The organism is Methylophaga thalassica MP, from assembly GCF_000214595.1.
GTDB lineage: Bacteria > Pseudomonadota > Gammaproteobacteria > Nitrosococcales > Methylophagaceae > Methylophaga > Methylophaga thalassica.
In genome coordinates, this window is record NZ_AFIG01000002.1 from 109,536 (window position 1) to 133,576 (window position 24,041).

Sequence of the window (24,041 nt, forward strand, 5' to 3'; positions counted from 1 at the left end):
GAGAGATGTTCTATTAAATTATGCAACGAATTCTACTTGTTGGAAAACCTAACTCAGGAAAAACACTTCTCTTTAATCAATTGACAGGACTGAAGCAAAAAGTTGCTAACTTTCCTGGAGTAACTGTCGAGTTAAAAGCTGGGCGCCTGAATGAATATGAGTTAGTTGACTTTCCAGGTGCTTATTCACTGAATACACTTTCCCACGATGAAGCTCTAGCGGTGGAAAAACTTCGAGAGGCTATGACATCGACGGAAACTTCACTGATAGTTTGTAACCTTGATGCAACTCGTTTGGAGAGAAGTTTGGTTTTCGGTCTTCAGGTGCAGGGCCTGGCTCAGCAATACAAAAAGCCAATCCTTTTTGCACTAAATATGATTGACGAAATAGCACGCATGAGCCATCACATTGATTCTGAGTCTTTGTCTGAGGTGCTGGGTAGCCCAGTTATTCCAATTTCAGCAAAAACGAGACAGGGTATTGAAAATCTAAAAAAGACTATCAAGACTATAACTAAACTCCCAAATCTATATTTGCCCAAACATTCTGTTGGTGACGAAAAGTCTATACGTAAACTAGCCAGAAAGGTTGGGAATCAGTTCGGAATTCAGCCTGAAATATCACTCAGAAATCAAAACGCTTTAGACCATTTTCTACTCCACAATTCAATTGGTGGCATCGTATTTATGGTAGTTATGTTCTTACTTTTTCAAAGTATATTTACATGGGCTGCACCTTTGATGGATGCTGTAGAAAATGGTATTACTTCTCTCGCATCATATATCTCGTCATATTTAGGCACGGGTCTAATTGCAGATTTCATTAATGATGCTGTATTCTCAGGGATCGGTTCATTTTTAGTTTTTGTGCCTCAGATAATGGTTCTTACATTTGTAATCGGTTTGTTGGAGGATTGTGGTTACCTTGCTAGGGCTGCGTTAATTTGTCATAGACCATTAAGTTATTTTGGATTATCAGGACGCACTTTTATACCATACTTGTCAGGACACGCTTGCGCTATACCAGCAATTATGGCAGCAAGAACTATTGAGTCACCACGCAAAAGGTTGATAACGATGCTGACAATCCCATTACTGTCTTGCTCAGCTAGGCTTCCTGTTTATGCTCTTTTAGTAAGTGTGTTTATACCAGAGGTCCAGTATCTCAATGGAATTGTTAGCTTGCAGGGAATTACCTTTTTTTGTTTGTATTTATTTGGGATTATGACTGCTTTATTGGTAAGTTTTATGCTCAGTCGATATACGAAAATTGGAAAAGATAATGTCGATATGCCTTTCATTCTTGAGTTGCCTGCTTACCGATTACCTCACTGGAAACCCTTAATCAATCGTGTAATGAATAGCGGAAAACAATTTATCTACCGTGCAGGCCCTATTATTTTTCTTGTTTCTACTATCGTTTGGATTCTTGGCTACTTCCCACTAGAGCCTGGAGGTCTTGAGAATTCATATCTAAGCAAAATAGGACATTTTATTGAGCCAGTATTCTCGCCTTTAGGACTTGATTGGCGTTATGGTGTAGCCATAATTTCATCCTTTCTGGCAAGAGAGGTTTTTGTTGGTACTTTAGGTACACTGTTGGGTATGGATGGCGCTGATGGTGATCTAGTTGGTTTAGCTGATAAAGTCCGAAGCGAAGGGATGGAAATTGGCACTGGAATTGGATTGTTATTGTTTTACGTTGTTGCACTGCAGTGTGTGGCAACGGTTGCTATGTTAAGAGCCGAAACAGGAAGTGATAAAGTAACACTCTCAGTTGTTATTGGTTATGGAATATTTGCATATTTTCTAGCTCTTCTGGCCCATATATTAATCTAATGATATTAGTGCCCCAACTGCTTTGTATACTAAAACAAAGAACTGTGTGGAAACAGCATCTACTTTTGCAAGTACTTAACAATATAAATGCATTCATTAGTAACTAAGAAAGTCAATTTGCCAAAGTTTTTTCATTAGTAAATATAAAAACTAATCAAGTGTTTCAATTAATATTGTACGGTACTGACTAAAAAGCTTAGGTTGGAGATTTATATAATAAAGTCGACTTCTTGACATCCAAAATCCACTCATACAAAATGAATTACATTCTTGTCAGTGATTAATTTTGCTGACTGAATCGCTAGCAGAACGAACTTTCTGCTCTCAAATAGATATATCTACGGATGTATCAATACTCCTCAAAGTATTTCACATAAAGAGTCTGTCTTCTAAGGAGGGCAGACATATTTAATTATATTTCCATTCAAATTAGCTATAACGGCCTTATCGCAAAGTCTGCATATATGTTGATTTTGCAATAAGGTTTTCTTAGCAATAACAATATTGCTTTTGAAGTGAACGTCGGCACTATCCGACACTCAATACTTGTGATCTAATCCGATCACAACAACACCCTCGGGGTCAGATGAACATCGGCCCTGGGCGGATAATGTCATTTGGCCCCTTTTTGTAAAAAAAGGAGCGTCAAATGAGCAATCAAAACGATATTTCCACTTTAGCGAAGGACGCTTGGACATTCGATCTTCCAAGCAATGAACCTTGCCGTCTATTTCTGACAGAAAAGAACGGTATGCCTGAACAAGTTTGGTTTATGACCAATGAAGGCAAAGCAACAGATGACCTGGCGCTTTTTGCAAAGATATTAACACTCGATCTTCAGCAAGAGATGCCAGATAAAGTACAGGAAAAACTGAATAAATTAGCAAATGTCACAGGCAAAGCATTCAGTATGGCTTTTCCTCCTACGGGAGAAAAGCAGGTGATGAAAGGACAAGTAAGTGCCATTGCAAAACTACTCCAGCATCGAAGTAGTTTTCCTATGACGGATACTCCTATGCAGCGTGAGCAGCATACCGGAGATATCTGGGATGTGGATGTATTAGATCCATATACACAAAAAACTTTCACCATCAAGATTTCAGAGCCCGTTATTGATGGACGTAAACGACCCAGTTCTATCTGGTTAGAAGGTCATAACCCAGAAATTCTGGATGGTTTATGTGCATTATTTTCAGCTGATATGTTGAGTTCAGACTTATCTCGCATAGCGATAAAGCTGAAAACTGTGCTTGAACCAATCACATCAATGTCTGGTACTGAGTATCGGTTACATAACTTTAGCTCTTATATTGCCTACTTGTTGTTAGGTCGATATGAAAAGCACTTCTATATGGACAAGGAAATAAATATTCTGTCATATCGAAATGTAGTATCTATGGATACTAAGAAATCAACTAACGGACGTTTCTTTTCACACGAACTGGAGGTTGGTTAAACGTTTTAAAGAGTTGCCTTAACGGTGACTCTTTTTTTAGCTACATTGACAAACAGTTCAACCAAAAAAAGGGTTTCTGCGCTGAATACTTGATATTCAGTCTGAAACGTTCAGCAGTAGCGTTTATTACTGCTCTCATCAGTATTTGACCAAGGTTAAATACCAATTTCAGGTTCTACCCTCAACGAGAGTGTAGAAAACCCTTTTAGGAGAAAATTATGTCAGTTAATAAAGTTATTTTGGTTGGTCGTTTGGGTGCTGATCCTGAATCCCGTGCCTTTCCTCAAGGCGGTAGCATTTGTACATTGAGAATCGCTACCAGTGAGTCGTGGAAAGACCGGCAAACAAACGAAAGACAAGAAAGGACTGAATGGCATCGGGTAATACTGCGTAATAAGTTAGGTGAAATTGCACAGGAGTATCTAAAAAAAGGTTCGCAAGTCTATATCGAAGGTAAATTGCAAACTAGGAAATGGCAAAACCAGCAAGGTCAAGATCAATACACAACAGAGATTGTTGGTAATGAAATGACCATGTTAGACAGCAGATCAAGTGCAAACAATCCAGCAGGAGATATGCAGCAGCCATCATCTAACATGCCTGACGATATGGATTACTATTCCGGTGATTATGATAGTTATGGACAAGACAACTAAAATAGAAGGAGATGCATAATGGCTGCAACTAATTCAAAAGTTGTTCAAATCCAAAACCTCAACGGTGAAACGAATCGATATGTGAAAGTCTCTGCCCGTATACCTGATTTTTTAAAGGTATATGGCCCAGATAAAGGCTATCGCGTACTGTCTCAAGCAACCGATTACCTGGATTTTGCACAAGGCCGAAAGGAATTGTGTGTAGCACTTGCAGCACAAGGGAAGCTACCAGAACAGCACATCAAAGAGTTCATGGAAGAGCGTAGAGTTGTCTTTAAGTCGCAATTAGTGGACAAAGAAGGCAATGTAGTCGCGGAAAGTTCTGCAATCAAAGCAGTTTGGTATCTTAAAGATTATGAAACTGGGGAGACAGCAGCATTTCAGCGATTATTGGCTCGATTGGGTTTTGGTGGGGAAATCTTCGATTCTGATGAAGATAACGACATGCAAGCCCAAGGTCTTTCTTTTGATAATGCAAGTGTTGATAAACCAAGTCCAAGTCAGTCTGTAGTGATGAAGCCTGTAGAATTGGAAACATCTGATACTAAGGCTCAAACTTCAGCGGCTAGTGTGACAAAGACCGCCAGCTCCACAGAGCAGACGGGTTCGGTCAGCAAACCTGCACAGTTGCAGGTGGTAGATGCAAGTAAAAGTCGTGGCGTGAAAGCTGATCCTAATACGATACAGCCGGCACAACTTAGACAACTTGAATCATTGGCCAGGGTGAAGAGAGTAGAGTGTCCAAAAGTGAGTACTCCAGAAGAGTTTCGCAAGGCACTTTTAGAACTTAAAAATTTACCTTTACCCACATGAAAGCAAAAAACCTCTACCGATTATTATCGGTGGAGGGATTTCGACATATATTTTAGGCTGTTTTCTCACATTTTTGTATGAACTATCTTCGTGAATTAGATTGCACAATAACCACTCTAGAAGTTACAACTATCGTTGATTTCACAAAGCTCCCCTGCGTCAGTGAGCATCAAGTAGGTTGTGTCAGGTAAAGCATAGTTTATTGCTTCTAAAACAGCATACCCATCTGAACGACCAATGAGCTTAATATCTTGAATTTCAACTTTCGCCCAGCTTGAATGTAACTTCCCGACCGATATTTCATTCTCAGTTGCGGCTAGCTCTCTAAGTATTTCCAGGGCACAGTTGACGATGAATTTATCACTCATACTTTTTTATCTCTCAAACACAAGTGAACTCTATGATTTCTATTAATATCAGTGACTGTGGTAATCACCAAGACCATGACGATGAGCACTTTCATCATAGGTCTCTTGTTCCATGATAGGTTCTGGCTCTTGTTCTGAAATGACCTCACTGTCTATGTGATAATTTTCTCCATCATGGGTATGAAGCCTTTCGTCATAAGAGTTATCAACTGAGACTGCAGGTACCTCTTCCTCAGCATTGTTATCCACATGGCTGTGATAATTACTACCGTCATGTGAGTGTTCAAAATCTTTCGAAGAGGCGTCACCGGTGAGTGCGCTGTTAGATAAAACCTCCGAAGAACTGGAAGCACTTTTCTTAATAGCTAAGGCCATATCTTGGTGTGTATGGAAGTGATCGTCTTTATTCATTGGGAAGTCATCTGTGTATTTTGTGTGCGCGTATCCATGAAGTTGGAACGCCAACAAAAACAGACCAGCCACCATTAGACTGACATTAGAGGTGACTGCAAACTTAGTGAAGCTTTCACGCTTACGCCATACAGTGAGTAGAGCCAGCATTACAGCAAGTGCAACGATTTGACCTAACTCAACGCCGACATTGAATGCCAGGATTTTTGCTACTAAACCTTCTGTACCCAAAGGCAATTCTTGGAGGCGTGTAGACAGGCCAAAACCATGGATCAAACCGAAACCAAAGACCATCCAAATTAAGCTAGGTGGATTTGTATTTAGATAGCGTTTGAAGCCATTTAGGTTGTCAAAGGCCTTGTAACAGACTGTTAACGCAATGACAGCATCAATCAAAAAGTAATTAATTTTGATGCCTAGCAGTGTGGCAAATATCAAGGTGATCGAATGGCCAACAGTAAATGCCGTGATGAATTTAACGATACTGCTGAACTTGGTTAGAAAGAACATGACACCAAATAAAAACAGCAGGTGGTCATACCCTGTAAGCATATGGGTTGCCCCTAAGCTTATGTACTCCATGAAGTTAGCATTGAGCATGCGAGCCTGATCTTCAGGTGACATACCGTGACCAAAAGCTAACGGACTAATCAAAATTAGACCTAGCACTAACAACAATTTAAACATGATTGCTTTTTCCTTTAATCCTTTGAGTTTATGTAGTTTTTTTGTTTGTTCTTTGCACGGTCCGGTATAGCGCCGGAAGTACAAACAAAGTCAATAACGTGGATGAAATAACACCTCCAATAACAACAGTTGCTAATGGTCTTTGAACCTCTGAACCGATACCTGTATTGAGTGCCATAGGTACAAAGCCCAGAGATGCGACAAATGCTGTAGTAATGACAGGTCGTAAACGAGTCATTGCCCCTTTGACGATCGCTTCGGTCACTTCAAGTCCGTCTTTAAGCAGTTCCCGGATGAACGACACCATGACTAGGCCATTCAGAATGGCTATGCCTGAAAGTGCAATGAAGCCAACCGCAGCGGAAATAGAAAATGGAATATCCCTTATGACCAATGCCAGTACGCCACCAGTCAGAGCTAGTGGTACACCAGTGAATATCACCATGGCATCTTTAAAGGAGCGAAGCGCCAACAGAAGTAAGCCAACAATCATCAATAACGTTGCAGGCACAACTACCATCAAACGTTGGGAGGCTGACTGAAGGCTTTGATATGTGCCGCCATACTCCACCCAATAACCAGCTGGAATATCAACTCGTTCATTGACGGTGCTCTTAACATCTTCCACGAAAGATCCTAAGTCACGACCCCGAACGTTAGCTGTGACGACAACTCGTCGTTTGCCATTTTCACGGTTAACCTGATTCAAACCATCGGTGTAGCTAAAGTCGACAAGCTCCATTAAAGGGACATACCGTTGATTTGTAACTTGGATAGGTAAGGAACCCAGAGTATCGAGATCCGTACGACGATCTTCAGGCAGCCTAACCGTAATATCAAAACTACGATCCCCTTCATAAAAGAGTCCTGATACCTGCCCACCAATCGCGATGGCGAGTTGGTCTTGAAGCATGTCCAGGCTGACTCCGTAACGAGACATCACGTCGAATCTAGGCTCGATAGTGAGAAAAGGTAGACCTTTCGTTTGCTCTACTTGCACGTCAACGATACCGTTGACGTCAGAAATAGCCTCCTCGATGTTACTGCCTACTTCGGCCAGTAAATCCAAGTCATCACCAAATACTTTTATCGCTAACTCAGCACGTACACCCGACAAAAGTTCATTGAATCTCATTTGAATTGGCTGAAGAAACTCATACCGATTACCTGGAATGTCACTAACTAACGCCTCTAGATCAGCAACAACTTCACTCTTTAATTTATCCGGGTTAGGCCACTCAGAGCGTGGTTTAAGGATGATGAAGTTATCTGCAACACTAGGTGGAACAGCGTCTGTCGCAACATCAGCAGTACCAATTTTTGCAAATACCCTCTGTACTTCAGGCAATTCCTTAATTTTGCTTTCCAAGATTTGTTGGAACTCAATTGACTGAGAGAGTGATGTACCAGGAATGCGTAGTGCATGCATCGCAATGTCACCTTCATCAAGGTTAGGAACAAATTCACTTCCCAATTTGGTCGCATACCAGCCTGATAAAGCGACAAGTGATGCAGCAAGCAAGAGCACCAGCCACCTAACTTTTATTGCCTTGATCAGTAACCACTGATAACCACTTTGTAGAACATTGAAAGTTTTGCTTTCTTTCTCGACTAGTGGCTTTTTGAAAAGAAAAGCAATTGCAGCTGGTACGAATGTAACGGACAAGATCATTGCCGAAACCAAAGCGATGACAACGGTTATCGCCATAGGGTGGAACATTTTTCCTTCCACTCCTGTAAGAGAGAAAATCGGAAGGTAGACAGCCGTGATGATAAAGACACCAAACATTGCTGGCCTGATGACTTCGCGAGTGGCGCTATAGACCACGTCCAATCGTTCAGATAATGAGAGTGTTTTACCTTGCTTAGCTTCGATGCCTAAACGACGTAAACAGTTTTCAACGATGATGATGGCGCCATCAACAAGAAGACCAAAATCTAGCGCGCCCAAACTCATGAGGTTCGCGCTGACTCGGGTTTGTACCATGCCCGATATTGTCATTAGCATTGCGAGAGGGATTACCGCTGCAGTTAATAACGCAGCACGAACATTGCCGAGTAAGAAGAACAGAATGACAATGACCAGTAATGCGCCTTCCAGCAGATTGGTTTGCACAGTCCTGAGTGTTTTATCAACGAGTTTGGTGCGATCATAAACAGCCTTTGCCACTATTCCTTCTGGCAAACTCGCATTGATGGCCTCTAGTTTTTCTGCCACACCTTTCGCTACTGTTCGGCTATTCTCTCCGACAAGCATGAAGACAGTACTCATTACGACTTCACGACCGTCCTGAGTGGCAGCACCCGATCTAAGCTCAATACCTTCTTGGACGTCTGCAAGGTCTTTTACACGTACAGGCATTTTCTTAGAGGACTTCACTAAGATATTGCCAATTTCTTGAAGACTACTTGCCTGACCAGGAACACGTAATAAAAGCTGTGCACCTTTCTTCTCAACAAAACCTACACCACGGTTTTGATTTCTGTTGGAGATCGCCTCAATAAGCTCTTGCTGTGAAACTTCATGGAAAAGTAGCTTTTCCGGTTTAATGGCTATCAATACTTCACGTTTAAAACCACCTATTGGGTTGACTTCGACGACTCCCGGGACCCTCAGAAGCTGTGGTCTAATTATCCAGTCGTGAGCAGTCCGCAGGTCTGTAGGAGTGATTGCGCTTCCATCTTTTTTTGTTGCGCCAGGCCTTGCATCAACGGTGAACATAAATATTTCACCGAGACCAGTAGCAATGGGACCTAGCTCCGGGTTTAATGAGGCCTGAAGTTTGGTCCTCACATTTGTGAGGCGCTCATTGACCAGTTGTCTGGCGAAGTAGACGTCAGTGTCATCACTAAAGATGATTGTGACTTGAGATAGTCCGTAGCGAGACACTGAGCGGGTGTATTCAAGGTTAGGTAACCCCGCCATAGCAGTCTCAATAGGAAATGTAACTCGCTGCTCAACTTCTAAAGGCGTGTAGCCAGGTGCTTCAGTGTTGATAACTACCTGAACATTGGTAATGTCTGGTACAGCATCAATAGGTAAACGGTTGAAGTTCCAGATCCCAAGCATGCTGACAAATAACACTAATGCCATGATCACTGAACGGCCATTCAGAGACGCTCTTAATATGGTATCTAACATAGTTTCCTCTTAATGGTCGTGTGATGCGCCTGACTTATCTATGTCGGCTTTTATAACGTAACTGCTACTGGTGACGTATTCTGTTCCAGGTTCAAGACCACCCCTGACTTCAGCCCACTCACCAGCTTGTTCTCCTAACTCAAGCATTCGTACTTCGTAGGTAGTGCCTACTTTTGCGTACACGACCTGAAAATCTCTAAATGCTTGAATGCCATCACGCTTAACCGAAAGAGGTACCTCGTGAATATTTGTGGTAACGGTTCCTTTCACCATCGCCCCAGGGCTCAGGCTTCCTGATTGGTTTTTAATCGATACGCGTATTGCCACACCCTCAAGGCCGTCCATTTCAGGGCTTATGTAATCGATTTGACCTTCTATGGGCGCAGCTACCCCTTCAATCACAAGAGAGACGGGGTTACCCAATTGAATTTTTGAACGATTTTCAGGGAAGACAAACAGCTCTGCGGCTAAAGACTTTTTATCTACAATTCGTAGTAACTCTTTACCTTTGGTTTGCTCGCCGGTATTAATGTTTCTGTTGGTAACGACGCCACTAATAGGGGCATAGATAGTGTAAGAATTTAGACTTTTATCACTCTCTACCGTCAGAAGTGGCATGCCTTTTTTTACATCATCACCCAGATTGACATGTACCTTTCTCACAAGACCATCAAAGCGGGCAGAAATGGTTCTGGTGTTCTCTATCGGTGAAATCAATTGCCCGTAGGCTGAAATGGTCTTACGTATGTTTGCTGGGCCAGCTTTCTCTGTTTTAATTCCGCTTGCCTTTGCTATTTCATCATTGATAACGACTCGGCCTTCAAAGTTGTCATAAGACCAGGTGTATTCTTTGCCTTGAAACTCGGCATTAAGTTTCACAGCAAAAGAATGAGGCTCATAGATGGCCATATCTCCTCTCAAGTAGTCTTCCTGCTGATAAAATCCGATGTTATCTTTAACATCGCCCAGCCGATCTAGAACAACATCGACCTTGACGTTGTCTGGACTAATCGGTTGGCCTGATTGTGATGCCCATACCCTGAACTCAGGTGGAACTCCATCCTCGTATATGGCTAATTCAATGGCAAAATTACCCTGTCTTAGCATTCTTCCGTTGTTTGGTCCTTTCTCTACCTCTTCGTAGACAGCCTCCGCATTCTCCACTGCGTGTGCGGGAGTAGATACCAGCGGAAGTAACGCCAAATGCATAGCCAATATCAGGCCTTTACTGCGTAGATTTTTCATTAATGATTTCCTTTGAGTTACAGGGCAACACCAGCCAGGCGCTCAATTTCGACACGATTGAGGTGAGCCTGGAATTGCAGGTTTAATAATGTTTCTTGAGCCTGGATGAGGTCTTGCTGAACAGAGCTCCACTGAACAAAGCTGTACTTTCCTAACTTGTAGGCATTTTCTGCTTCATCAGCTGCGCGCTGAAGGCTGGGGATCACTTTTTCTTGTAGTGATGTGACAGAGTTTTGATACCGCTCATATGAACGAACGTAGTTCGCTAGGTCGGTTTCCATACGAATACGGGTAGCCTCAGCATCGGCACGGTAAGCTGCTTGTTCAGCTCCGAGTGCCCGTATTTGGGCCGCATTACGGTCAGGACGGCCCAGGGGGATCGTAAATCCGGCTACCAGACCATAATCATTGGCCGCTTCATTGCGACGAATTCCAGCGTTGAAACGCCATTGAGTTTTTGCTTCGGACTTAGCAAGTTCAGCTTTTGATTTGGCAACTCTCTCGTCGCTTAAGAAAATTTCGATATTCGGGTGATTGGTTAGATACTCTCTGAGTTGTTCAAAGTTAATACGTTTAGTTGGTAAATCTAAAACACCTTCAACCTCAGAAAACGACGGTTCGTACTCCCCCCATTGAGAAGCCAGACTCTTAACGGCTGCATCAATTTCATAACTGCTGTTGTGGAGGGAGAGCTTTTTTTCTTCTAGATTAGCTATTGCCTGATACCTGTCTGCATCTGGAGCAGCTCCGGCTCTTACACGTCGGCTAACTTCTTTTTCTACACGCTCAAGCTCAGCTACGGCGTCATTTTCAAGCTCTTTTTTCTTTTGAAAGTACAGGGCAGAAAGATAATATCTCGCCGTTTCAGAAGCGATGTCTAATCGTTTTACTTCCTGCTGTATGACTAAGCTAGACTTCTCTCTCTCGGCAATAATGGTCCGTTTATCTAATAGCTCACTTTCTAGCAACCAACTTAGGCTCAGTGTGGATTGAGTACTTCTTATATTGCTGTATGAGCCTGTTCCCATGGCATCTTCAAGCATGAAACTAAGCTCTGGCCGTTGCCCCACACCTGCTTGCTGAATGTAGCCATCAGCGCCTTTAATTAGCTCGTTATATCCCGGTAAGTCTGGGTGTTGAAGCAATGTCTTATTGACAGCCTCTTTAAGTGAAATCGAATTTAAATTCTCCTTATCATCACTGGCATACACAGGTAGCCATGCAATCATTGCCGTAGCAAAGACGACACCGATGAAAAGTTTGGTGAATAAAAACCGACCGACAATCGGTTTTTTATAGAAAGATTTTGGCTTTGGCGAGCCATGAGTAATAACACCATAAAACCGACTACCAATCGGTTTTATGGGCAGAACTTTTTTTTGGTTTTCCACAAAAGTCACTCCTAATGATGAAAAAAGGTTTCAACGAGGTGATGGAAGGTGTCTAGGCTTAGCAGGCAAAATAAACTGATTAGAATGAGAGAACCATAAAGCGAGAAATTCGTGATGGTGCTTGCCGGTTGCTGCGTCAACAGGTTCTCGATGCGAGCCTTAACCTCATTGCCACTGAAGTTACATTGAATGTTGGCCTCTACTTGGCCTCTTTCATATGTACTGATAATTTTCGACACCTTCAATAAGGTAGTAGCAATATCAAACTTAGAAACTCCACTTGAGACCACAAAGCTATCTGCTATTAACTCCATTGAGAAAGCCATTTCATGCTGAAGCCTTTTGCTGATGCTTCTTGGGAAAAATGAGGACATAAAACCAAAAATGAGCTTTTTTAAGGAGTCTCTGTTCTTAACATGGCTGAGTTCGTGCAACTGAACAATCTTTAACTCAGAGGCATCAAGCTTAGTTGCAAGACCTTTCGTTATGAATGTCTGGGGGTTGATTAGCCCTGCTGAGAACGCATTTGGCTCTCTAACGTCAAGGAGCCCCTCGCTATCAGAAAATGTCCTGAAGTGAGTGAATGTTTGTGCATGCCTAGCAGCTAATACACAGCTTTTGACAAAGGTGAAACTGAATACAAGGATCAACAGTATTGTCGGATAAATATGCCAACTGTTTATTACAAACTCATTAGAATGATGCCAGTGCATCATATCAGACAATTTGGGGAAAATAGTCTCTAGTGATAATGCGAGGAGTACAGGCGAAGCTATAGCTAGTGCCCATGGCATACTTACCGTTAGCCACATAAGTTTTTGTTTACGAGCTGGAGCAAGGGTGAAGGACCACAAACCCGTGTTGGCACTAACTAATAAGCTTGATGCAAAAATACCGCTAAAGAACGCGACTGTCCCTAGAGAGAGTATATTAAGCAGGAACGCTGCTAGGTCAAAAAACAAACCAATTACTCCACATCTGACATAGTTCGCTGCCTATCAATGAGCGCTTCCAGCTCAGAAATTTCTTTATCAGATAGGCTAGATGATATGGAAGAGAAAGCCGCATGAAGTGCACTTTCAGGGCTTTCAAAGAAGTCCTTGGTCAAGTCTACAAATAATTCTCCAATGAAGTCATCTTTTGTTTTTGCTGCTTGATATACATAGGCATAGCCAGTTTTATGGCGTTTCAGTAAACCTTTTTTGTAAAGCCTGTCTAGAGTACTTTGAATGGTATTCAGTGTGCCACCACGTTTAGGCTCAAAATACGCGTAAACCTGCTTAGCATCAGCATCACCATATTCCCAGAAAAATTGTAGCGCGGCTTTTTCAAGTTCACCTAAGTTCACAGTATTGGTCACCTTCTTAGTTTGGCAAGTAATCATTACACATGTAAAACCGATCGTCAATCGGTTTTGTTGTTATTTTTCATGCTTGTGATGTTATAGGGAGTTAACTTAGCCACATGTATTCTCAATGGAAGCCTAAAAATAACGTCCGTCGAATCTGAATACAGTTATATCATCTATTTAGGCCAGTGTGTGTGTAACTCATCAATAACGTAAACGTGTGTATGTCGCTTAAGACCATTGCTAGAATGAGGGTGATCGTCAGGCAGATCATAATGCGTATGCTCAATTTCACTAAGATCGTCAGCGGGCCATAACATTACTGCTACGATCACTGCCACGAGTGTAACGAGAGCAAATACTAAAAAGGTTATGGGTAACCCCCAAGTGGCACCCAACCATCCAGCTAGAGGATAGGATATGAGCCAACATGTATGTGAAAGTGAAAACTGAGCAGCAAATAAATCTGGACGATCTTCAGGATGTGAGGAGCGGGTCAGTAAACGTCCAGAAGGTGTCTGCACCATTGCATAACCAAAACCTAATAATGACCAGATCACCATCAACATGTTTGGACTACTGATGTTTGAGGCCACTACCAAGCCTAATGTTAATAGTAGGCTTGCTATAAGCATTAATGTGCGGTCTTTTACAACTCTCAACATAGCGGGCATAAGCAGTGCAGCTAACATAGAGCCTCCTCCGAAAAATGCTAGCGCCATAGCTGTGTCCTGGGCAGTCAGGCCAAACTTGGCTTGCATGATAACTACCGTATTAACAAACACCATGGCTCCGGCTGCAGTAACACCGAAATTAAGTGCTAGTAAGCCGCGTAATCGGGGCGTCGCTAGGTAGAAGCGGATACCTCTTGTTGTCTTTTGTATGAAGCTCTTCTCCGTTCTTGGGCTAGGGCGGATTATTGGAAGACTAACGCTGGCTACTAAGACGGCTGAAGCGATAAAACCCAATACGGTACCTGAAAATAAGCCATGCCAACTCATGAACGATAGCAGCAGGGCTGCAAGTGTCGGGCTGATGAGGTTTTCCATATCATAAGCCAACCGAGACAATGAAAGAGCATTAGTGTAGTCATCTTCATCGGTAAGAATGTCTGGGATTGTGGCTTGAAATAAAGGCGTAAAACAGGCTGAGGTTGATTGTAAAAAAAAGATTAAAAGGTAGACCTGCCAGACCTCCGTTACAAAAGGCAAAAATAGGGCAACCCCTGCACGAATTAAGTCTAGCGATACTAGTACCTGCCGCCGTGGCAATGAACGCAATAGAGCCGAAGCGAAAGGCGCGATGAATACATATGCCAGCATTTTTATAGTTAAAACGGTACCTAAAATAAGACCTGCGTTTTCTTGTGCTAGCTCATAAGCTAGCAAGGCAAGTGCGACTGTAGCAAGTCCAGTACCTAATAGTGCAATCACCTGAGCCAAAAAAAGGTGTCTGTATATCGTATGGGTTAAAACTTTTAGCATCTAGAGGTACTCCATGACAGATAAATCAAGATTTGTTTGATTGTACTCATCTGCAGTTCTTGCTCATCTAGTTTAATTATTTAAAATCGTTTTCGACATACTGTAACGAGAAGACAAGAATTTCTACAACATGAAAAAAGCTTTTCTAAAGCACCTAAATAACAAACTAGTTCATAATTATCGAAGCGAGAATAATACTCAGATTCTACTTAAACCATTTAATAAAACTCTATAAACTACAGTAAATAGTTGGTTGGTATTTGTGCATGTGATTAGTCGGAAATCAGAAAGCACCTTGTTCTAGTTGAAATGAATAATCATAGTTCAAAATAAACTTGATTTTAGTTATGCTCAATCAAATAATCGCTTGCTAATCTTTTATAAAGTTGACATGTTTTTATCTTTAGCTACCTAAAACTGTGGGACTATATATCTAAAGAAGGGGCAATCGTTTTTACCTATATCTCTAATATGACGACAACGTTCCAATTTGATTTAGATAAGGGATGATATACATACTCTTATTCTGAGACCACATAATAAAGTGGATGATGATTGTAGTGATGCATCCGTATTGTTTTTCGGGTACAAGTAAAAGAGCCTACCGCTTTACGAGTCAATGAATCCCCCCATTACCTTTTGATATTGGTTTTGGGGGCTTTTGTATCCATGTTTACATGAAGATCGACATAAGCATATCGATGATGCCTTGTTTATCACAATATTGGTAGATTTCTATTAACTTTTCAATAACTTCATACCACAACATCATTCTTTGACTTTCTGTTTCACTTTTATGTCTATGCATTAAGGTTCTCCTAAAAAAATAAAAAAACGGCCTATAAAAACAAGGCTCATCTTTATTTACTGTTTTTGAGAAATAACGCTTTTTTCTCGTATCAAATTTAATGATTGGTCGTAGTAATATTTCATTCACATTTTCTGTGGATAACCTTGTCAGTAACATCAGAAATGCCTTGTAAGTATAGGGAAAATACTGGTTGGTCAATAATTAAGCAGAACTGATTGAAGCGTTGACATCACACTGGTAAATTGCTACTTTCGTAATCAATATCGCTACTCGCGATACTTGGCTCCCGCCAAGCTCACCAAGATACGTCCACTGGCCGTACTCACAGCTCAATAGAGCAAATCCGATTGAAGTAACTTTATTTCCGACAGAAATCTTTTGTGTGTCTGCACAGCTGTACGTTTTTTTGTGCCTCCAGATTAAAGGTTTCTGATCGACATTTAATTGTCGATTGAAAGCGGCTTGCTGACCGTTTAATCCAGCACTCAATCACCCTTCAGGGCACATACACTGCCCTCTAGGGATAGCTTTGTCTGTGCCATTCCGAAGGATTTTTAATTCAAGGAGGCACAAATGGAGTTTAAAAAGCTGAGACGTGATGAAGTCCTGAAAGATGTTATTCAACGGGCGGGGACAAATGCAGAATTTAGACCATCAAAAGTTGAAAAGAAGGACGACCATGTTTCCAGAGCATATTGGGCTGGAGACAAGTTAGTAATCATTCTCGAAAAGGCACGAGCAGTCGTGGGCTATAACCTTTTCAGCAGATCCCAACTTAAACGAGCAAAAAGATATTCGCATGCTTTCCTAGTAGAGAAGCGGGTTTTATGGCAAAGGAGTGAGCAATGATCCTCAGTCCTAGTCGCGTTCAAAAAGGGCAGACTTGTATGAAACAAGTCTGGTACCACTATAAGTTGGGTATAAGACCAAAGGTTACTTCAGCAAACCTTGCTTTTGGTAAAGCGGTGGATGACACCGTTATGGATTACTTAAAAGCAGTAACGCTAGGTACACGGATTTCTTCAATTGAAGATGTCTTTGTTAGACATTGGAAAAAGCAAACATCAGTTTCACTTGAGTATTCGGCCACACAGTCGGAGAACAAACTGAAAGAGATGGGCGCTGCGATGGCTGGCAAGTTTCCAGTTAAATGGGAAGAGTCCGGACTAATGGTTTTTATCATGCCAGACGGTTCACCTGCATTGCAGGTTGAACTCGCAGTTCAGATATCACCGAAAGATAGCTTAAAAGGATATCTCGATTTAATCGCTATGGATCAGATTGGCAGAATCATCATTTTAGACATCAAAACAACAGGTGTCGCCTACGATGATTTGTTTGTTCGTCAATCAGATCAATTAACGGCTTATCAACTGCTAGTAGATAGTCATGCAGAGACATTAGGTATAGAACAGGCCGACCAGGTTGGTTTCATGTGCTTGCACAAGAAAAAAGACCCAGTAATCCATCTACCCCAAATAGTCGACCGCAGACCAACAAATCGAGTTAGAGAATATATTCAAACCTGTCAGTGGTTTGTTAACGACTACAACAACGGACGGTTTAACCGCAGTCCGCTTGGAGCCTTTAACAGCCCTTGTTCAATGTGTAACTTTAGTAGGTTATGCAGCGAGGGATGCACTGAAGATTTGTCTATTCCTGATAGGGCGATGTCTGCCCTGCAGTTGGCAGCATAGGAGGGCGATAAGTGATGCAATTAGCACTCAATTTCGATCTCCTTCCCTTAGAGCCAGATGAATGGAATTTAACCCAAGAACTGGCCGAGGAGCTGCACGAAAAGTTCTATATTCGAAGCATTAAGTTATTGAGAGACTCTGTTAGAGGAGGTAAACAATGGCAAGAATTAATGTCCTGGATAGATGAACCTATCGTTAATGATAATCGCCCCTTTAGCTTTGCAACTTGTTGCAAGATGATAGGGATTGAAGATCCAGAAGCGAACCGCGAAACAATTAAAAAATATTTAGCTATGTAAATAGTTAGAAATCGTTTCACCCAAAGGGGTGGTTTTTACCACCGCCCCTTTAGGGGTAGTGGTATTTCAAATTAGGAGATAACACATGAAAACGATGCAATACGATATCGGTTTAACATTCGGCATTGATGCTGCTGTAGGTCAATTCATCACTGGATATGAACCTGGTTCTCAGTATGTTCCATCAGCTGAAGAAAATTATCGTTTTGACAAAAGTGTTTTACGAGACCTTATGGTCTGGTGGAACATGAACCTATCTGGAAACAATAAAGATGGCATGTATTTGTTCGGACCTACTGGTGCGGGTAAATCAGCTGCTTTAGTCAACTTCTGTGCATTACTAAATATACCGATGTATGAAAAAACGATATATGAAGGGATGGAATTTGATGTTTTGATGGGGCGTACCGAAATCGTTGGTGGAGATACCGTATTTATGTATGGTGTTGTTCCACTGGCGATGGGTGCAGAAAATGAACCTGGAATACTTGTGCTCAATGAGATTGACCGAGCAGATGATGCAGTCTTAACTGGATTATATGAAGTATTAGCAGGACGTCCCTTAGTTCTGGATGCGGCTGGCCATCATGTTGTAAAACCTGACAATGCATTTTGTTTTGCTGCCACAGGTAATACAAATATGGCTGGAGCCAGTGACGATTACAGTAATGCTAATAAGCAAGACTTAGCATTTGTTGATCGTTTCTGGAAAGTATCTGTGGGCTACCCAGAAAAAGAAGTGGAAATGACTATTCTGAAGTCTGTGGTACCGGATTTATCTGACGAGTTGCAAGAAAAAATGATTGATGTTGCCAATGACATTCGATCTCTGCATACCGAAGGTGAAAATCGGATTCCATTAACCATGAGTACTCGAACACTTTTACGCTGGGCTAACATGACTAAGGCTTATCATGGATTCAGTAGTGCAATAGATGTTTCACCTATTGCTTACGCAATGGATCGGGCTCTACTTAATGTAGCTGACCGACCAACGCGAGCCGCTATCATCGAAGTTGCAGAATTACACATTGGTGATGCATGGGCTTCTGAAACTACAAAGGCAACATGGACTAATGGAGGTAATCCACTCAATGACTGATTTATATGAGCTTTACCGAAAAGACAGCCCTAGTAGTCAAGGGACAAAAGACTGGGTAATCAAAGTCACAGCGTCAAACGAACTTACCGTGATGTTTGGTAAGACCGGCTCCAAGCTTCGCACTAGAGTACTTAAACTAGACAAAAATGTGGATGCCTGGAGTGAACAGCTGGAGCGTGTTAAACAAAAATTGAATGATGGCTATTCAAAGATTGGTAAAGCACGCATCGACGACAAAGGCAATGTCACGATGGCTCAAGATATCGAAGAGCAATCATGGAGTATGTCGGAGATAGACCAAGCTGAAGTTGAAACCGCATTGAAATCACTTGTTGATGACATTGTGGCCTATAGCTTTGACAATGGCTTTAATGAAATGCTGTTATCGGCTGAATATGACAGTAACCTGAAGGGATCCATCATCTCGTGTGATGGCTTACTGCCAAGTAGAGGATGGAAAATCATTAAAGATGATGGTTTAAACTTTCTAACAGACGGTAAGGTTATTGGTGGAGGAAAAATAGAAAGCTCATTACAGCTGTTGTTGTTAGTGGGATTATCTAAGAAGCTTCCTGATGGCTCAATTTCAGCCGTAGCGTTCAAAGGACAGAACTCGCGGGATTTAATGCCAAGCAAACGAGGCTTACCCGCTGACTTTGCAGAAGCATTAGAGCTACCGTCAAAGTATGTTCGTGAATTAGCACAGGCAATTGGTATTATTGCAAAGCCTGTACCCATTCTATCTAATGAGGATGTCAGTACGCCGGCAGCTATTTGTTTTTAACAGCCAAAAAAGCCGTCCCTTAGGGGCGGCTTTTTTTATAACTAGCTTTCCACAATATCCGGTTATTTATTCAAATCAATCTCATAGCTCTATAGAGTGCAATGTGAATTAGTCTAAATTAGGGTTAATGTATGAATCCAATTCGCATTCGTTTTGACCAGGGCACTGCTTATACTCGTGATTGGTTAGCAGACAATGAAGCAGAGGCTCAGAGAGTACTTGCGACATTCAAAACTCGAAATATCACTCCCCGCTGCGAGTGCAATGAAAAAATGCCGCCCATGTACATATCGCATAGGACAAGATATTTTCTTGCAAGAAATCCTGGCACCGGTTCACTTCATTCTCCTGAGTGTCCATCATTTGAAATGGAGACTGAAGATAGCGGCAGAATCACATATGAAAATGATGTAATCAAAACAAAAAGTGATGGAACATTATCATTAAAGATCCTAGCGCCATTGGCTTATAAAAGGGTCGACAGAGCAGCTAAGGAGGAAAGTGATATTGATTCACTTGTTCCACCCAAGCCAAAGACACAGAGCTCAAAGCGTGATGCGATGTCTTTGTCTGGACTTCTCGCATTAATGTGGGAAGAAGCTGAGTTAAACAGATGGCACCCAGGATTTAATAAACGCCGGATCTGGGCGGTGGCCAGAAATCGTTTGTTGGATGTTGCACAACGAATCTACACAAAACGGACAAATATCGCTGATGTTATTTATATTCCGGAACATTTTAATGATGCTTCTAAAGAAGCAATTGATGAGCGAAGAAGGGCCGAATTTAGCCGGATTATGACTTCTACCAGTATTTCAACAAAGTACATGGTAGTCATAGGTGGGATTCGTAAAGTCAACATACAGCAGAACTCGATAGCCATTATGCTGAGACATCAAAGTGATGCAGTGAAATACTGGGGAACCCAGCATGTTATGAAAAAAATGGAAAATAGCTTGGTGTTATCCATTCTGAATGATACCGATGATCCTAGACTGGTCTATACAATGATGGTGGTCAGTCGGGATAGCAATGATGTGCTCCACATACAAGATATTGGTTTTTTATTAGCTGATATTCACATGATCCCAACCTACTTTGAGCAAGACAGATTAATGACTGAGAAACTTATCATGGAAGGTCATAAATTCATTAAAACAATGCGTTTTGATGGTTCAAAGAACACTGTCTATCCGAATTATCTGCTAGTGGATAATCCTAACAAACCTACACCTATGGCAATATTCAGAACATTTGCTTCTGAGAATGAGATTGAGCAAAGGCACATAGCGATAAGCAGATGGAAGAATAAGTATGGCCAATATTGGATTTGGGATATGGAAACACAAGGAGAAAGCGTACCTAACCTGACAAGCTTTACTTACTCAGATCATCAATGGGAAGTGTAAGTCTAAATTTGTGAACTAGTAGTCTTGCATGCACGGGGGCATCGTAATAACATTCAATGAACTAGGTTTCTGACTCGTCATTGAATTGATGAGTAAGAACTGGAACTGGCCCAGATAATTTAGCCAGTCTCAACTACCCGAATGGGAAATATTTTTTCCTCATTCGGGGGACTAGTATTTCTATTCGGGTTTTTTCGTTTTAATAAGGAGAAACCTAATGGAAGTATTAGATCAAACAGTTTGGATTCATATCAACTATCGTACATGGCAGGGCAAGAAAACTCTGACACGTGATGAATTAAAACGATATGCTGATCCAAGCAAGACCCCACCTGAAGACCTCATCACCCCTGGTACTAAAGCAATTGCTGATCCTGAGAAGCTGAAGCGCATTAACAGTTTAGGGAAACGCATTCATCGGGAATGTGAAAAAGTCTGTCTCAAAGCGTTTGGTGCTTATGGAACGTCGATCGAAGCTGGAGAAACATTACTAGCTAGATTGCAGGAATTAAAAGACGAGCATCACATGTTAATCAGCGAATATTTGGATAGCTATGAGCAATCCAATATTGAATGGATAAATGATCATCCTCAATGGGAGGATTGGTTAAGAAATTCCATGATGAGTCGCGGAGAAATTGAGAATCGATTCAAGTTTGAATATCAAGCTTACAAAATCTCAAGTGGTGGCCAAGGAGCACTAATGAATGACGGTCTGATACAAGAGCAGAATGGCTTGTTAGGACAGTTGTTATTGGAAATCGAGAAGATGGCAAATGATGCGTGGGTTGCGTCCTATGAAAATAGAGACAAGACCGGTCAAAAAGCGTTATCGCCCATTCGCACGATATTGAACAAGCTCAAAACACTGAGCTATATCAGTAATAAAGTGAATGTACTCATTAAGCGAGTGAACGATGTTCTTAACTCGATGCCAAAATCCGGACCAATTGAAGGTGCCGATCTCTCATCGGTATGTGGATTACTAAACTTATTGGGCTCGTCAAAACGCATGACGGACTTCATTAACCAGGTACCACAACATCAAAACGATGTGTTCGACCAAATTGAGGAAAATGATGAAGAAAACTTAATCCTTTCGGAACCGGCAGACACTGCCAGAAACGAAGAGTTTGAGTTTGATACTACTGAGGAATCAGAAGTTAACGTCAACACTCCCTCTATCCCTAAACCAGTCGCGCAGCCAGCGCTATTTTGCTTCTAAAGGAGTAAGTTATGAACCAATCAACTTTGGTTAAATCACTCCCCATTGTTGCAAAGGCACTGGGGCGTAACATGGGTGTAAAAGTGGAACTGGATGCAAGTCATGCCTGGACAGATGGTAATGTTATTTATTTACCTTCTCTGCCTTTGCAAGATCCTGGAGTTGAAACACTAGGTCTTGGCTATATCATCCATGAAGCAGGTCATATACGTTACAGTGATTTCAGTATTGATTACGCAGAGTTCTCTCCTATTGTGAGAAAGCTAATTGGAATCATGGAAGATATCAGAATGGAGAAATGCATAATCCGGGATTATCCGGGGGCATACAAAAAGCTTTCGAACTTAGTTCGAAAGCTTGTTCAGGATGATTTCTTCCAAACTGTTACTACTGATAGTTCACCTGCTGCAACATTATGCGGTTATGTGTTACACAAAGGGCGTTCGAAAATGCTTGGTCAAACAGCTTTAAATGACCATGCAAAGAACTCTCAAGCTTTTCTCGAAAGTGTAATGACACCACTATCTATGACGCGGATTAATAGTGTTATGGCTAGATTGTCAGCTGCAAAGAATGAAGGTGATGTCGTTAAGTTGGCTCAAGAGATTGCCCAAATTCTTGAAGAGGAAAGTAATCGCACCACACCACCTCAAAACAGTGATCAAAGTCAGCAGAAACAAGCCGGCAATGATTCACAAGATCAAGACATACAAACTGATGATAGCCAATCAACCGGTGAGTCAGAAGAAGGTCTAGATCAAGGGGACGATGATACACATGACGATCATGGTGATACACCATCAAGTCAAAGTGACGAATCAGATGACTTTTTATCAGGTTTAAGCACATCGTCCAACGACGACATATCAGACGATAACGGTGACGCCAGTAATGGTTATTCATCCAGTTCTGTTGGAGAAATGTCACAAGAAGAGTTTGATACGGCCTTGCAGTTCATGAAAGACATTCTGGCAACAACAGAGAGTGACTCAAGTGACTTGCCAGGTGATATTAGTGATGCATTTGAACACCTCGTTGAAAATGAGATTAAAGAGGCGGCAAACCAGCGTGGTAACTATGCTGTTAGTTTGGCTCCAACTCAGATTGCAAATCTAACATCACCGGGCGACCACCAACAGGCACTTGATGAAGCACAAGCAGCTACTGCTGCATTGCGTTCCAGACTGGTCCAATTGGTTCAAGCCCAAACTAAAGTGAAGCGAAAGACTTCACGGAATGGGCGTAGGCTGAATGATCGAAAGTTGCATCGAATAAAAGCAGGTAATTTATCGGTGTTTAAATCGACAAGTCGAAAGAAAGCAGTTAATACAACAGTGCAAGTACTACTCGACAAGTCTTACTCAATGGAAGATGACATGTCTATTGCTGCATACGTTACATTGTCACTGACGGCTGCGATGAAGAAAATACCACATTTGTCAGTAGGATCAGCAATGTTTCCAGGTTATCTGGATAGCTCTGTAACCGTCTTAACAAGACAAAATCAGACTATGGACCAAACTGCGGGTTATTACCCATTGGTTCAAGCAGAAGGAAGTACTCCATTACTTCCTGCACTGATCTGGTCTGGAGATAACCTCTTTGCCCAAAAAGAAGAACGAAAAATACTTTTTGTGGTAACTGATGGTGTTCCAGATGATATGCAAGACTGTATCGAGTTAGTTTACAACTTGAGACAGGGTGGTATTGAGGTGTATGGCATTGGCATCAATGTAGATAGAAAAATGATGTCACTGTTATTTGGTAAAGAGCATGTCTCTATAGAACATGTGGGAGAGCTTGCGGAAGCGACATTCTCACTACTAGAAAAGACAGTACTCGCTGCCTAACTAGATATTGCCTTTAAGCTATACC

The 24,041-nt window shown here is 41.7% G+C and carries 21 protein-coding genes; 12 read left to right on the top strand and 9 right to left on the bottom strand.

Features of this window, described 5'->3' with window-relative positions:
* Positions 1 to 20 precede the first annotated feature (20 nt).
* The 4 genes from feoB (at position 21) to MAMP_RS11365 (ending at position 4,763) form a co-directional block, all read left to right on the top strand.
* The gene (gene feoB, locus MAMP_RS11350; protein WP_007146195.1) at positions 21 to 1,838 is read left to right on the top strand and encodes a ferrous iron transporter B; all 1,818 of its coding nucleotides are present in this window, start codon (positions 21 to 23) and stop codon (positions 1,836 to 1,838) included.
* Positions 1,839 to 2,487: 649 nt separating this feature from the next.
* Positions 2,488 to 3,294: a hypothetical protein gene (locus tag MAMP_RS11355; RefSeq protein WP_007146196.1), complete on the top strand. Its 807-nt coding sequence runs from the start codon at positions 2,488 to 2,490 to the stop codon at positions 3,292 to 3,294.
* Between the two features lie 218 nt (positions 3,295 to 3,512).
* Positions 3,513 to 3,950: a single-stranded DNA-binding protein gene (locus tag MAMP_RS11360; protein ID WP_007146197.1), complete on the top strand. Its 438-nt coding sequence runs from the start codon at positions 3,513 to 3,515 to the stop codon at positions 3,948 to 3,950.
* A gap of 18 nt (positions 3,951 to 3,968) precedes the next feature.
* Positions 3,969 to 4,763, top strand: coding sequence for a hypothetical protein (locus tag MAMP_RS11365; protein ID WP_007146198.1), 795 nt, complete (start codon positions 3,969 to 3,971; stop codon positions 4,761 to 4,763).
* Between the two features lie 116 nt (positions 4,764 to 4,879).
* On the opposite strand, the gene MAMP_RS11370 is transcribed toward MAMP_RS11365, so the two are convergent.
* From MAMP_RS11370 to MAMP_RS16560, 9 genes are all read right to left on the bottom strand, one after another.
* Positions 4,880 to 5,131, bottom strand: a complete 252-nt coding sequence (locus MAMP_RS11370; RefSeq protein ID WP_007146199.1) for a DUF6488 family protein — start codon at positions 5,129 to 5,131, stop codon at positions 4,880 to 4,882.
* A gap of 48 nt (positions 5,132 to 5,179) precedes the next feature.
* Positions 5,180 to 6,229, bottom strand: a complete 1,050-nt coding sequence (locus tag MAMP_RS11375) for a HupE/UreJ family protein (protein WP_007146200.1) — start codon at positions 6,227 to 6,229, stop codon at positions 5,180 to 5,182.
* Between the two features lie 28 nt (positions 6,230 to 6,257).
* The gene (locus MAMP_RS11380; protein WP_007146201.1) at positions 6,258 to 9,371 is read right to left on the bottom strand and encodes an efflux RND transporter permease subunit; all 3,114 of its coding nucleotides are present in this window, start codon (positions 9,369 to 9,371) and stop codon (positions 6,258 to 6,260) included.
* 9 nt (positions 9,372 to 9,380) lie between these two features.
* A complete protein-coding gene (locus MAMP_RS11385; protein WP_007146202.1) occupies positions 9,381 to 10,616 on the bottom strand; it encodes an efflux RND transporter periplasmic adaptor subunit in 1,236 nt (411 codons plus the stop codon).
* A 17-nt stretch (positions 10,617 to 10,633) separates the two neighbouring features.
* Positions 10,634 to 12,007 (bottom strand): TolC family protein, encoded by a 1,374-nt coding sequence (locus MAMP_RS11390; RefSeq protein WP_007146203.1) that lies wholly within the window; start codon positions 12,005 to 12,007, stop codon positions 10,634 to 10,636.
* A gap of 11 nt (positions 12,008 to 12,018) precedes the next feature.
* Entirely contained in the window at positions 12,019 to 12,969 is a 951-nt protein-coding gene (locus MAMP_RS11395; protein ID WP_007146204.1) for a M56 family metallopeptidase, read from the bottom strand.
* Between the two features lie 5 nt (positions 12,970 to 12,974).
* On the bottom strand, positions 12,975 to 13,355 hold the full coding sequence (locus MAMP_RS11400; RefSeq protein WP_007146205.1) for a BlaI/MecI/CopY family transcriptional regulator: 381 nt from the start codon (positions 13,353 to 13,355) through the stop codon (positions 12,975 to 12,977).
* Positions 13,356 to 13,531: 176 nt separating this feature from the next.
* A complete protein-coding gene (locus tag MAMP_RS11405; protein ID WP_007146206.1) occupies positions 13,532 to 14,839 on the bottom strand; it encodes an MFS transporter in 1,308 nt (435 codons plus the stop codon).
* A 673-nt stretch (positions 14,840 to 15,512) separates the two neighbouring features.
* Complete coding sequence (locus MAMP_RS16560; protein WP_272941595.1) at positions 15,513 to 15,647, bottom strand: hypothetical protein; 135 nt, start codon at positions 15,645 to 15,647, stop codon at positions 15,513 to 15,515.
* 576 nt (positions 15,648 to 16,223) lie between these two features.
* On the opposite strand from MAMP_RS16560, the gene MAMP_RS11415 reads away from it, so the two are divergent.
* From MAMP_RS11415 to MAMP_RS11450, 8 genes are all read left to right on the top strand, one after another.
* Positions 16,224 to 16,499 (top strand): hypothetical protein, encoded by a 276-nt coding sequence (locus MAMP_RS11415; protein ID WP_040576543.1) that lies wholly within the window; start codon positions 16,224 to 16,226, stop codon positions 16,497 to 16,499.
* Positions 16,496 to 17,347, top strand: a complete 852-nt coding sequence (locus MAMP_RS11420) for a PD-(D/E)XK nuclease family protein (RefSeq protein ID WP_007146208.1) — start codon at positions 16,496 to 16,498, stop codon at positions 17,345 to 17,347. Before MAMP_RS11415 ends, MAMP_RS11420 begins: the two co-directional genes overlap by 4 nt.
* 14 nt (positions 17,348 to 17,361) lie before the next feature.
* Positions 17,362 to 17,646 carry a hypothetical protein gene (locus MAMP_RS11425; protein ID WP_007146209.1) on the top strand — a complete coding sequence of 95 codons (285 nt, stop codon included), beginning with the start codon at positions 17,362 to 17,364 and terminating at the stop codon, positions 17,644 to 17,646.
* Positions 17,647 to 17,731: 85 nt separating this feature from the next.
* The gene (locus MAMP_RS11430; protein ID WP_007146210.1) at positions 17,732 to 18,748 is read left to right on the top strand and encodes an AAA family ATPase; all 1,017 of its coding nucleotides are present in this window, start codon (positions 17,732 to 17,734) and stop codon (positions 18,746 to 18,748) included.
* Positions 18,741 to 19,532, top strand: a complete 792-nt coding sequence (locus MAMP_RS11435; RefSeq protein ID WP_040576544.1) for a hypothetical protein — start codon at positions 18,741 to 18,743, stop codon at positions 19,530 to 19,532. The genes MAMP_RS11430 and MAMP_RS11435 overlap by 8 nt, the downstream gene beginning before the upstream one ends.
* 131 nt (positions 19,533 to 19,663) lie before the next feature.
* Positions 19,664 to 20,941, top strand: coding sequence for a DUF1173 family protein (locus MAMP_RS11440; RefSeq protein WP_040576545.1), 1,278 nt, complete (start codon positions 19,664 to 19,666; stop codon positions 20,939 to 20,941).
* A 217-nt stretch (positions 20,942 to 21,158) separates the two neighbouring features.
* Positions 21,159 to 22,166: a DUF3150 domain-containing protein gene (locus MAMP_RS11445; RefSeq protein ID WP_007146213.1), complete on the top strand. Its 1,008-nt coding sequence runs from the start codon at positions 21,159 to 21,161 to the stop codon at positions 22,164 to 22,166.
* Between the two features lie 11 nt (positions 22,167 to 22,177).
* Positions 22,178 to 24,016 carry a vWA domain-containing protein gene (locus tag MAMP_RS11450; protein WP_007146214.1) on the top strand — a complete coding sequence of 613 codons (1,839 nt, stop codon included), beginning with the start codon at positions 22,178 to 22,180 and terminating at the stop codon, positions 24,014 to 24,016.
* Positions 24,017 to 24,041: the final 25 nt, after the last annotated feature.